8 protein-coding genes are annotated in these 11,856 nt (G+C 63.6%); 5 read left to right on the forward strand and 3 right to left on the reverse strand.

What is annotated here, in order from left to right; genetic code table 11:
• Positions 1-28: 28 nt before the first annotated feature.
• From tagH to tagF, 5 genes are read left to right on the forward strand one after another with little or no spacing between them, the layout of a single operon-like run.
• On the forward strand, positions 29-1,534 hold the full coding sequence (tagH, locus tag B3N48_RS22455; RefSeq protein WP_296187473.1) for a type VI secretion system-associated FHA domain protein TagH: 1,506 nt from the start codon (positions 29-31) through the stop codon (positions 1,532-1,534).
• Positions 1,535-1,582: 48 nt separating this feature from the next.
• Positions 1,583-2,914: a type VI secretion system baseplate subunit TssK gene (tssK, locus tag B3N48_RS22460; RefSeq protein ID WP_296187474.1), complete on the forward strand. Its 1,332-nt coding sequence runs from the start codon at positions 1,583-1,585 to the stop codon at positions 2,912-2,914.
• Between the two features lie 42 nt (positions 2,915-2,956).
• Entirely contained in the window at positions 2,957-4,258 is a 1,302-nt protein-coding gene (icmH, locus tag B3N48_RS22465) for a type IVB secretion system protein IcmH/DotU (protein WP_296187475.1), read from the forward strand.
• 10 nt (positions 4,259-4,268) lie between these two features.
• Positions 4,269-7,835, forward strand: a complete 3,567-nt coding sequence (tssM, locus tag B3N48_RS22470; protein WP_296187476.1) for a type VI secretion system membrane subunit TssM — start codon at positions 4,269-4,271, stop codon at positions 7,833-7,835.
• A gap of 10 nt (positions 7,836-7,845) precedes the next feature.
• Entirely contained in the window at positions 7,846-8,559 is a 714-nt protein-coding gene (gene tagF / locus B3N48_RS22475) for a type VI secretion system-associated protein TagF (RefSeq protein WP_296187477.1), read from the forward strand.
• Positions 8,560-8,690: 131 nt separating this feature from the next.
• Here tagF and B3N48_RS22480 read toward each other — a convergent pair whose 3' ends face one another.
• Genes B3N48_RS22480 through B3N48_RS22490 form a run of 3 tightly spaced genes read right to left on the reverse strand, consistent with a single transcriptional unit; the run spans position 8,691 to position 11,840 of the window.
• Positions 8,691-9,506, reverse strand: a complete 816-nt coding sequence (locus B3N48_RS22480) for a PP2C family protein-serine/threonine phosphatase (protein ID WP_296187478.1) — start codon at positions 9,504-9,506, stop codon at positions 8,691-8,693.
• Entirely contained in the window at positions 9,503-10,948 is a 1,446-nt protein-coding gene (locus B3N48_RS22485) for a serine/threonine-protein kinase (protein ID WP_296187479.1), read from the reverse strand. The genes B3N48_RS22480 and B3N48_RS22485 overlap by 4 nt, the downstream gene beginning before the upstream one ends.
• A gap of 13 nt (positions 10,949-10,961) precedes the next feature.
• Positions 10,962-11,840 carry a c-type heme family protein gene (locus B3N48_RS22490; protein ID WP_296187480.1) on the reverse strand — a complete coding sequence of 293 codons (879 nt, stop codon included), beginning with the start codon at positions 11,838-11,840 and terminating at the stop codon, positions 10,962-10,964.
• Positions 11,841-11,856: the final 16 nt, after the last annotated feature.

Genomic DNA, 11,856 nt, shown 5'->3' on the forward strand with positions numbered 1-11,856 from the left:
GCTTTCATTCCGCTGACAGGAGCCAAATATGCCTGTGAAACTGCTGGTTAAAACCTACCGTAATCAGCCGCCTGCGACTGAATTGTCCTGCCTGATCGAAACGGGCGGCACCATCGGACGCGCGGCGGGCAACGACCTGGTGCTGGACGACCCCGGCAAATACATTTCTCGCAGCCACGCCAGCGTCGAGCGCAGGGAGGAGGGCTGGTTTCTCAGCGACATTGGCAGTAACCCCAGCGTGGTCAACGAGCGCCTGCTCGGCAATGGCCGCCAGACACAGTTGCAGAACGCTGACCAACTGGTGATCGGCGACTATTGCATCGAGGTCGTGCTGCTGGAAGACGCCATCGACCCCGATCAGACCGGCATCGACGGTACGCAGACCCTGGCGGTGTTCTTTCCCCCGCCGAGTGAAACGCCCACGCCGCTCGAACCCCTGCCAGCGCTTGCGGTCAGGCGCAGCGAGCCGGGTTTCAGTCAGCCCGAGCTGCAAACCGATGCGTTGGTGCATGCGAGTATTCTTCAAGGCGAGTCAACCTTCGATCCGCAGCCGAATCTGACCGACCCCTTGGGGTTGAACCTGTTCGAAAACAGTACGCCAGCCTCGGTTTTCAGCCGCGGTGCACCTTTGAACACTGAGCCTTTACTGCCAGCGTTCAGAGGCGCCGAAAGCGATCATCTTTCGCCTGAGTTGCACGCCTTGCCGCTGACCGCGAGCGTTGCCCAGGCTGCCCCTTCCACGTCGCTGATTCCCGATGGGTACGACGCATTGGCGGATCTCTTGACCCCGGCGCAGAGCCCGCTTGCGTCTGCAGCTTCGACACCCGCCACGACGATCGCCGCGCAGGATGGCGTGGAACCCGTTGGGCCGCCGATCAACGAGCCGGCTGTGCCAGCTGTGACGCCCGCCCCAGAGACGGCTCAGCCGGTCGTGGCGGGCGAGCATGATGCCGTTTATCAGGCGTTGCTGGACGGCTTGGGTTTGCCTGAACTCAGGGCGTTGCGCAGGCCCGAGGCCCTAGCCAGGCTGGTGGGCGAAATGCTCCGCGAGGCCACCGCCGGCACCATGGGGGTGTTGATGGCGCGCGCCTTGACCAAGCGGGAGAGCCACATCGACATGACCATGATCGGCGCGCGCTTCAACAACCCGCTCAAGTTCTTCCCTGATCCGGCCAGCGCGCTGGGGCAGATGCTCAGCACAGACTCGCCTGCCTACTTGCCCGGTGTGCAAGCGTTACGCGCGGCGTTCGCTGACCTGCGCGCCCATGAAATGTCAGTCATCGCAGGCATGCGTGAAGCCCTCAGCGAAGTGGTACAGCGCTTCGATCCGGCCCTGATCGATCGCCAGATGGGCGCCCCCCGCGCGTTGGATCGCTTGCTGCCTTCCGGGCGCAAGGCGCGGGCATGGGACCAGTTGAATGCGCTGTATGCCGAACGGATCCGTGATGGCGATGAGGACCTGCAGCGGATCTTGGGCGAGAAGTTTTCGGTGGCCTACCAGCAACAGGTCAGCCGCCTGCGCGACGAGCCCTGAGCCTGGGTGCAAAGCCCTTTATTTCTTTTCTCACGCGAGACTCCCTTTATGTCATGGAACAGCAAAGTCGTCTGGTCGGAGGGCATGCTGATGCAGCCTCAGCACCTGCAACAGCACGATCGTTTTATCAACGCGCAACTTGAAGCGCGGGTTGGCGCATTGCGCCCGTACAGTTGGGGATTCTCCCGCCTCGAAATCGACGCTCAGCAGCTGGCCCTCGGCAAGCTCGCGCTTAAAGCCTACAGCGCAGTGTTGCCGGACGGCACGCCGGTTGGGCAGCCGTTCGACGAGATGCCCCTGCCGTTGGAGATCCCGGTCGATGCCCGCGACATGACCGTGGTGCTGGCGCTGCCCACCGCCCGGCATGGCGTGGCCGAAGTGGACGCGCGCAACAGCGCGGAAAACTTTGCCCGTTACAGGCCTGTGGAGTACGAGGCCTGGGACAGCAATGGCCTGGACAACAGTGCCCTGATGAACGTTGGCAAGATGCGTCTGCGTCTGGCCCTGGAGAGCGACGTCGCCGATGCCTACGCGACCCTCGGCGTGGCGCGGGTACTGGAGCGACGCGCCGATCAGCGGGTGGTGCTGGACCCGGAATACTGCCCGCCGTGTCTGGACATCAGTGCCACGCCGCGTCTGACGGATTTCATCGAAGAGCTACTCGGTCTGGTACAACAGCGGGGCCAGACCATGGCTGCGCGGCTGTCACAACCCGGGAACAGCGGCGCGGCAGAAATTGCCGATTTCCTGCTGCTGCAGCTGCTTAACCGCAACGAACCGCTGGTGCGCCACCTGGTGGGCATGAGTGGCTTACACCCGGAAACCTTGTATCGACACATGACGCAAATGGCGGGGGAACTGTCGACCTTCGACCAGGCCGATAAACGTGCCTCGCGCTACCCGGTGTACCGCCACGACGCGTTGGCGCTAACCTTCGCTCCGGTGATGCTCGACCTGCGCCGCGCCCTGTCCACAGTGATCGATGCCCGCGCCATTCAGGTCCCGCTGGAAGAGCGTCAGTTCGGCATTCGCGTCGCGGTGCTGCCAGACCGCGCATTATTGCGCTCGGCGACTTTCGTCCTGGCAGTGCACGCGCAGATGCCCGCCGAGGCGCTGCGCAACGGCTTCCCGCCACACGTGAAGATGGGTTCCGTGGAGAAAATCCGCGACATGGTCAATCTGCAGTTGCCCGGCATCGGCCTGCGCCCGCTGCCCGTTGCGCCTCGGGAGTTGCCGTTTCACGCCGGGTTCACCTATTTCGAGCTGGATAGCCACAGCGAGTACTGGCAGCAACTGACCCATTCGGCGGGATTCGCGATGCACGTCGCGGGCAGTTTTCCTGGTCTGGACGTGCAGTTCTGGGCCATCCGCAATGGCTGATTTCGTCGTGCTTGCCACGCCACCCCGCGCAGGTAAACAACCGTGAACGTGAATGACCCTTTGGCCTCCGGGCAGGACCCGGATCACACCGTGCTGATGCCGACGCCAGGCGTCCGCCGTTCTCCTTCCCCGGTGGTGCCCACGCCAGCGCCTGTGCACAGCGATGAAACGCCGGTTGCGCCGATCGGCGATGGCCTTAATCCATTGGTGCGCGCGGCCAACCCGCTGCTCGATTTGGTGGTGCCGTTACGTACCATGAACCGCGCGCCAGACATGGAAGCGTTGCGTGAGCGGCTGGTGCAGGCGATCCAGCACTTCGAAGCCCAGGCGCGCAACAGCCGAATGGAAACCCAGAGCATCGCCGCCGCCCGCTACGCGCTGTGCACGCTGGTGGACGAGACCATCTCCAGCACGCCATGGGGGGCCGGGGTCTGGAACAGCCGCAGCCTGTTGGTGAGTTTTCACAATGAAGCCTGGGGCGGGGAGAAGTTCTTTCTGATCTTGCAACGCTTGAGTCAGGACCCGCTCACCCACCTCGACGTGCTGGAGTTGATGTACCTGTGCCTGGCGCTGGGACTGGAAGGTCGCTATCGCGTTTTGGACCATGGTTTCGATCAACTCAGTGCGCTGCGCGAGCGCCTGTTGCAGTTGATCCGTCAGCAGCGCGGTGCGATGGAGCAAGACCTCTCGCCTCACTGGCGCGGTGCCGCGACGCCTCCGCGTTCGATGTTGCGAGTGATGCCGGTATGGGTCATGGCGGCAGTGGCGGCGCTGCTGTTGCTGGTCCTGCAACTGGCGCTCAACGGGCTGCTCAATCGTCATTCCGACCCGGTCTTCGCTCAGATGGGGGCGGTGCGCCTGGCCTCGCCGCTGAAGGTTGCAGCGCCCGCCGCACCAGCACCAGTGCGGCTGTCCGGATTCCTGGCGGCGGAAGTGGCGCAGGGGCTGGTCAGCGTGAAAGAGACTGCCGACCGCTCGGTGATCACCCTGCGCGGCGATGGCATTTTTGCGTCGGGCAGCGCCGACGTGTCGAGCCCGTTCGAGTCGTTGCTGGCGCGCATCGGCGACGCGTTGAACACCGTGCCGGGGGACGTGGTGGTCGTGGGCCACACCGACAACGCGCGGCCATCGCTGTCCTCGCGGTTGTCGTCGAACTACGACCTGTCCAACGCCCGCGCCAGGACGGTCGCCCGCATGCTCGCCGAGCGCGCCGGCCCCGCCACCCGATACCGCAGCGAAGGGCGCGGCGAAACCGAACCGTTGGTGCCGAACGACTCGGCTGCCAACCGTGCCCGCAACCGGCGCGTGGACATCACCGTGCTGATCCCGACGCAGCCGCAATGAGGACCCTCTGATGGCGTACCTGATGTATCTCGTGGATGTGCTCAAGCGCTGGCTGAACTGGCTGGCCAAGTCCTGGCTGTGGTCATTGCTGGGCGTGGCACTGGTGGCGCTGGTGATCTGGTACGAGGGTCCGCTGCTGTCGTTTGACGGGCGCGAGCCGTTGGCGTCAGAGACGGCGCGCTGGCGTGCGATTGCAGTGCTGGCGTTGATCTGGGTGCTCTATTTCGGCTGGCGCGGTTACACCGTCTGGCGAGCCAATCGTTCGTTGATGGCCGGCGTCGCCGACGGCCCGGCTCCGGCGCCTGGGGTCAAGGTGTCGGAAGAAGAGACAGCGTTGTTGGGTGAGCGCATGCGCGCGGCAATGGCCGTGTTGCGCAAGGCCAATCCGGGGCGAAGGCTGGGTGGCCAATACCTTTATCAACTGCCGTGGTACATGTTCGTCGGCGCGCCGGGGAGCGGCAAAACCACGGCCCTGACCCACTCTGGATTGCAGTTTCCGCTGAGCGATTCACTCGGCGCGACGGCCATCGGCGGCGTCGGCGGTACGCGCAACTGCGACTGGTGGTTCACTGATGAAGCCGTGCTGCTCGACACCGCTGGTCGCTACACCACCCAGGACAGCCACAGTGAGGTGGACAAGGCGGCCTGGTGCGGATTTCTCGACCTGTTGAAGAAGCACCGTCGACGCAGCCCGATCAACGGGGTGATCGTCGCGGTCAGCGTCAGCGATCTGCTGCAACAGAGCGACGCCGATCGATTGCTGCAAGCCCAGGCGATCCGCGCCCGCATCGATGAATTGCACGAACGCCTGGGCGTGCGCTTCCCGGTCTACGTGGTCATCACCAAGTGCGACCTCCTGGCAGGGTTCGTCGAGTTCTTCGAGCATTTCGGGCGTGAGGAACGCTCCCAGGTCTGGGGCGTGACGTTCCCCATGCCCCCGACCGGGCAGACCGAGCCCTCGCGTGCGGCGCTTGCGAGCTTTCCTGCCGAGTTCAATGCGCTGGAGCGTCAGTTGCAGGTACGGGTGCTGGAGCGCATGCAGCAAGAGCGAGACTTGACGCGCCGCGCGTTGCTGTACAGCTTTCCCCAGCAGTTCGCGAGCATCGGCGATGTGCTGACGCGCTTTCTCGATTCGGCGTTCGAACCGAACCGCTACCAGGCGCCCGCGATGCTGCGCGGGGTGTATTTCACCAGTGGCACCCAGGAAGGCAGCCCGATAGACCGGGTGCTGGCGTCATTGGCCGCATCGTTTTGCCTGGGTCGAAAAGTCCTGCCGCCCGGTTATGCCACGGGGCGCAGTTACTTCATCACCCGACTGATGCGTGAGGTGATTTTCAAGGAAGCCGGGTTGGCCGGGGTGGACCTCAAGCAGGAACGTCGCCGCCAGCTCGGGATGCGTTTCGGGATGGCGGGGATTGCCGTGCTGTCGCTGCTGCTGGTCGTGGGCATGAGCATCAGTTACCAGCGCAACGAGGCGTTCGTCAACGACGCGGCGGCCCGGACTGCCGAGGTCGCGCAGTTGGCCAGGTCGCTGCCCGCCCAAGGCAACGCATTGGACACGTTGCCGTTGCTGGATGCGGCGCGAAACCTGCCGGCCGGCTTCGCCCACGGCAGCGATGGCGTACCGTTGCTCAGCCGCCTTGGGCTTTATCAGGGGCACAAACTGGGCGTAGGCGCCGTGAACCTGTATCGACGTTTGCTGCGAAGCACGCTGTTGCCACACATCGTCGCCAACATGGAAAGTGCGTTGCGCCGAGGGGATGCCAGCAATCAGGACTTCCTCTACGAAACCCTGCGCGCCTACCTGATGCTGGGGCAGCGGCAATACTTCGATGCCGCGTCGGTGCAGGCGTGGGTTGACGTCGACTGGCGAAGGGAGCTGCCCCAGGCCAGCGAAACGCAGCGTCAGGCGTTGTCAGCCCACATCGCCGCGCTGCTCGATGCCGACGATGAAGAGGCCGAGCCGGTGCAGTTGGATGCCGAACTGATCGCCAAGACCCGCCTGACCCTGGCGAGCATGCCGTTGTCGCAGCGTATCTATAACCGTCTCAAGCGTCAGGTGGCACAGGCCAGCCTGCCGGAGCTGAGTGTCAACGGCGCGGTGGGCCGGGACGTGTCGTCATTGTTGGTGCGCCGCAGTGGCATGCCGTTGTCCCGAGGCGTGAGCGGTGTGTACAGCCTGGCGGGCTACCGTGAGTTACTGGGTAAAAGCGAGCGTGCGGTGTTGGACATGGCCAGGGACAACTGGGTGCTGGATCATCAGGAAGCGGCACTGAGCGCGGACAATACAGCGGCCATGGGGGCGGCGGTGCTGGACCTTTACTACGCCGATTACATCCGTCAGTGGGACGGGTTTCTGGGTGACGTGCAACTGGCCTCACTGACCAGCTTGAGCCAGGCGTCGCTGGTCGCCCACGCGCTGTCGGGCAACGATTCGCCGTTGCGGGCATTCTTGCAAGCGGCGGCGCGGGAAACCACCCTCGATGGCGTCTCGGAGGAGAAAAGCAGCAACCCGGTCGACCGGCTGGTGCGTAACCGCATCGACGATGCGCGCAAACGCCTGCAATCCGCGCTGGATGACACCGCACCCCCTGCCAGCACGCCGGTGGCGGGCAATCCGGTGGACCAGCATTTCGCCGCATTGCACGCCTTGGTCGGCACGGGCAGCCCGGCGCCGCTGGATCAGACCCTTGCTCTGCTCAAGGACGTCGCGCAGTATTTCGACAGCGCCGAAGACGCGCGTCGCAGTGGCACACCCGCGCCCTCGGGCGAAGTCTTTGGTCGGGTGAAGCGGGCGGCCAGTGAGCAACCCTCGCCGTTGTCGTTGATCCTGCGGGATGTGGACGGCATTGGCGGAGCATTGACGCTGGGCAACGAGCGCGAGCGCCTGAATGCCCTGTGGACCGCCACGGGCGCGCCGTTTTGCCGGGACGCCATCGCCGGTCGCTACCCGCTGGTGCGCAACGCCAGCCGCGATGCCACCGCCGAAGACTTCGGAAAATTCTTTGGACCTGGCGGCATCATGGACGACTTCTTCACCAAAAACCTTGCCGCCTACGTCGACATGAGTGGCAGTCAGTGGCGCTGGCGGTCCACGGGCAGCGCGCCCATGAACATCTCCCAGGACGTGCTCAATCAGTTCCAGCGCGGTGCGAAGCTGCGGGACATGTTTTTCGTGGCCGGCGCGCGTCAGCCGTCGTTGCGGTTCGACCTCAAGCCGGTGAGTGCTGACCCGGCGCTGACGAAGGTCGAACTGGACGTAGCCGGCCAGCCGGTGACCTTCGAAGCAGGGAGCAGCCCGAGCTTCAGCTCCCTCGTGTTGCCGAGCGGGAAGGGCAGCGATCTGGTGCAACTGCACGTCACGCCGTCGTCGGGCAACGGGCTGAGTAGCGATGGCCCTTGGGCCTGGCTGCACCTGCTCGATCAGGGCACGCTCAGTGGCGGTCAAGGAGAGCGTTTTCAACTGGCGTTCAACGTCGACGGGCACAGGGTCAGTTATGAGCTGCGTGCCAGCAGCGTGATCAATCCGTTCAGCCGCAATTCCTTCGAACAGTTCCGCTGCCCGACCCGACTTTGAGGTGAACAGGATGGATCAGAACAGCTCACGTACCGGCTTCTTCGGCAAGCTGGTCACCCATGGCGATTTCATCAGTCGACGGCTGTCACCGACCTTTGTCCGGCAATGGGACGACTGGCTTCAGGCCGGGCTTCAGCACAGCCGCGACCGCTTGGGAAAGCGCTGGCAGACCGCGTACAGGTGCAGCCCCATCTGGCATTTTGCGTTGGCCAGCGGCGTGTGCGGCGAACCGGCCTGGGCCGGGGTGCTGATGCCCAGCGTGGACCGGGTCGGGCGCTATTTCCCGCTGACGATCGCTTACGGTGGGCCGCAGGTGCCGCTTGTCGAGCGTTTGCGCAGCGACGCCGCCTGGTACGTTGATGTGGAACGCTTGGCGTTGTCGTCGCTGGACGAGGGTTTTTCGCTGGAGCCGTTCGACGCCGCCTTGATCCATCTGCCAGCCCCTTCGCGGCCGCGCCCGCTCACCCCACCGGCCGAATCGGCAGCGCCTGCGGCAGGAGCATCATGGTGCGAACTGCCCGGGGTTGAAGACTTGGCGGAAGCTATCGCGCGGTGGTCCGTAAACTTGACCAGTCTCACTCAACGAAAATCCCTGGCTCGGCACGCGCTGTTCTGGACCGAAGGCACCTCACATATCCCGCCGACCCGCGTGCTGAGCCAAGGCCTGCCCACCGCGCAGACCTTTGCCGACATGCTGGCGGGGAGGCAGGTCAGTACGGTGTGAGAGGCGAGTGGCGGACCGCGATGAAGCCGCCCACACCCAACTTCACCGGCCGAAGGATGAGAGGGCACGCCATGCACTTGGCTGTTTCTGGCCGGAGGCCTTGGGGGCTGCCCGGTACACCACGGTTTTCCTCACGCGTATTTCACCAGCACCACCGTCGCATTGTCCCGGCTGCCGCATTCGGCGGCGAGCTGGATCAAGCGTTCGCTGATGGCTTCGAGGTTGTGGGGACCGGCGTTGCGCAGCAAGTGCGTCATTTCGTGGTGGGGGACGCTGCCGTGCAGGCCATCGCTGCAGAGCATCAACAAGTCCCCGGGCTGAACGGCCTGGACGCGGATCTCCGGCTCGACGTCGCGCGAGGGTCCAATGGCCTGCAGCAGCACGTTACGGGCCGGAAGGCGGTCGAAATGACCGGCGTCCAGCGCCTGTTGATACCACGTCTGATCGCGGCTCAATTGCTCAACTTCCCCCGCCCGCAGGCGATACAGGCGGCTGTCGCCCACGTGAAACGTCAGCAACGCACCCCCCGTCTGGGGCCGCCAGATGCCGGTGAGAGTCGTGCCCATACCGCGGCCATCGCTCATCCGGTGGGCAGCGTTTTCAGCGTACAGTTGCGCGTTGACCGTTTTGAGGGCGTCGGACAGTTCGCTCATGGCCTGCATCGATGGCGCCTGAAACGTTGCATCCGGATCATTCGTCAGCGGGGTGTTTGGCGGGGTCCTGCACGCCAGACAATCACGCAGCGTTTCGAGGGCCGTGGCGCTGGCCAGCGCGCCGGCTTCATGCCCGCCCATCCCGTCGGCCACAGCCAGCAGTTCGAGGTCAGCGTCCAGCAGAAAATGGTCCTCATTGTGTCGCCGCACTGGCCCGACGTCGCTGTGACCGAACGCCACCGCGCTGCGCAGGTAGCAGAGCTCGGCGGATTTACGATTTTGCGGCCGACTCATGGCTGCTCCCCTGTGTAGCCCAGTTGGCGCAGGAAATCCCGTCGCTGCCCAGGGTCGCTGATCTGTTCAGCCAGCATGCGCAAAAAAGCCTGTCGGGGCACGGCGCTTTTGATGGCCCGATTCACCACGATGCGGGCAATCGGCCCAATCAGGTAGGTCAGACGTTTTTCAGCGTCTTGCCGCAACGCGTTATCGACACCTTGCGCCTCACCCGTGATAGTGCCTTGCGTCGCGACATGCCCAACCGTTCGGCTGACGCCGACCGAGGTCGCGGATAGCGCAGTGGTTGTTTCGGACACCGTGATTTGCCGAGCAATCGCTTCGGTTGCCCTCATGAATTGCTCCCGACCTCGTTCCGAGGGAATGTGCGGCAACAGTGCGTCGCGCGTTGTCGCAAAATTTTCGGCAGTGGCCAGGCTGCGCTTCACCAGCAGGCGCGCCAGCGGACCGATCTGTTGTGACAGTGCCGATTCAAGCTGCGGCCTGATCTGGTTTTTCCAGGGCATCAGGGTGGCCAGTACCTCGCAGCTGGAACTGATCGCCGCGCCGCGCAAGCCGGTGCTGCTGAGCGATGCCGGAATAATCAGCCGTGTACGGTCATCGTCGATTTCTACCGAGCCCAGCGATTGCTCGCCCGACAGCGATTCCAGTGCCTGAAGAAAATCCAGTGCCGAGGCAAAACGATCGTCAGCACGCTTGGCCAGTGCCCTGCTGATGAGGGTGTCGAATTGCGGGGAAAGCGTAGGGTTCAGGCTGCTGGGCGGCACGGGCGTCTGATTGAGAATCTGCTGCATGACCATGGTCGCAGACCCGGAAAACGGGCGCTCGCCCGTCAGCAATTGATACAACACGATGCCTGCGGAAAACACATCAGAGCGACCGTCCACGACTTCCCCGCAGAACTGCTCCGGAGACATGTAGCTGGGCGTGCCGATCATCGAGCCGGTCTGGGTCAGCACCGAGGTGTCGATACGCGCGATGCCGAAATCCGTGACTTTGACCTCATTGTCAGCGGTGATGATCAGATTCGCCGGTTTCACATCGCGATGAATGACCCCTTTGACGTGGGCGTAATGCAGGGCGCCCAACAGTTGGCGCATCCAGCCGGTGACCTGCGTGAACTGGCGTGGCTCCTGATTCCGCAGACGGGTGTTCAGGGCGATGCCGTCGATGAATTCCATGGCGATGTACGCCGCGCCGTCGTCTTCACCATAGTCGTAGACCGCCACGATATTAGGGTGGCTCAAGCGGCCGGCGGCCTGGGCTTCGTTCTGGAAGCGGCTGATCAGCTGTTCCTGATGCCCGTCCCCCAGCAGCTCCTTGCGGATGGTCTTGAGTGCCACGACCCTCGCGATGTGGGGATCATAGGCCTTGTATACCGTGCCCATCGCCCCTTTTCCGAGCACGCTCTCGATACGGTATTTGCCCAGTTGCTCAATCATGTCGGCCTCCGGACTACTCCTCGAGCATCTTCATGGCACTGACCAGGCTGGTGCGCATCCGTATGAACGACTGCCCCATGCGCGCCAGCTCGTCATTACCGCTGACGTCCATGTCCGGCACGTCGCTTTCCCCCAGGCTCACGCGGTCGGCGAGGGCCGACATTTGCCTCAGCCTGCGGGTGACGAACAGGTGGACCATGATGTTTAACGCGCAGAACAGGAACACGAAAATCCCCACCATAGAGAGCATGAAGGTGTGCAGCAATTCGGCGCTTCGTTGTAACGGTACGGCCAGTGGCACTGAGACCAGCCGAGCGCCGATGATTTCGTTGAGCTTCCAGCCGAACCCATTGAGCGGGCCATAACGGTCGATCACCGTCTTGGGCGTCGTTTGCGGTGAGGTGTGGCAGGCCAGGCACGCCGGGTCGGTGATCTGGATCGGTTGCGCCACAAACAGTGAAGGCCCGCTGTCGTCCGCCCGCTCTCCAATCAGCTCCTTGGTGTCAGGCTTGCCGCGCAACTGATTGACCACGCCGGTCTCCCAGCCCGTGGCGCGGTCGCGCGGGTTGGTGGGGTTCAGGGTTGCTTCCTTGTAAAGAAAATCGGGGTACGACTTGAGCAATTGCTGCAGCTGCTCGATGGCGGCGAAGGAGGGGATCGACTGCGGCAGAAATTCGAATTTCAGGCGGTTTTCCAACAGCGGTACGATGTGTTCGGAGGTGTAGACGCTGGTGGCAGCCGCAGCATTCATCAATAAGCGCGCATTATCCAGCGACTCTTCCCGAGCGCTTTTTTGCAGCAGGTCGTTGGCGAACAGACTGCTGGCAACGAACCCGACGATGAAGACGATAAGAAAGACGACATTGAGTTTGACGGCCAGTGACAGTTTCATAATGGCGCTTTCCGAA

It is taken from the genome of Pseudomonas sp. UBA1879, from assembly GCF_002338065.1.
In the GTDB taxonomy this organism is placed as follows: Bacteria; Pseudomonadota; Gammaproteobacteria; order Pseudomonadales; family Pseudomonadaceae; genus Aquipseudomonas.

Bases quoted from the DNA above. Each gene is read 5' to 3' on its own strand.
- tagH (WP_296187473.1), top strand. From the start codon at position 29: ATGCCTGTGAAACTGCTGGTTAAAACCTACCGTAATCAGCCGCCTGCG.
- tssK (WP_296187474.1), top strand. From the start codon at position 1,583: ATGTCATGGAACAGCAAAGTCGTCTGGTCGGAGGGCATGCTGATGCAG.
- tssM (WP_296187476.1), top strand. From the start codon at position 4,269: ATGGCGTACCTGATGTATCTCGTGGATGTGCTCAAGCGCTGGCTGAAC.
- tagF (WP_296187477.1), top strand. From the start codon at position 7,846: ATGGATCAGAACAGCTCACGTACCGGCTTCTTCGGCAAGCTGGTCACC.
- B3N48_RS22480 (WP_296187478.1), bottom strand. From the start codon at position 9,506: ATGAGTCGGCCGCAAAATCGTAAATCCGCCGAGCTCTGCTACCTGCGC.
- B3N48_RS22485 (WP_296187479.1), bottom strand. From the start codon at position 10,948: ATGATTGAGCAACTGGGCAAATACCGTATCGAGAGCGTGCTCGGAAAA.
- B3N48_RS22490 (WP_296187480.1), bottom strand. From the start codon at position 11,840: ATGAAACTGTCACTGGCCGTCAAACTCAATGTCGTCTTTCTTATCGTC.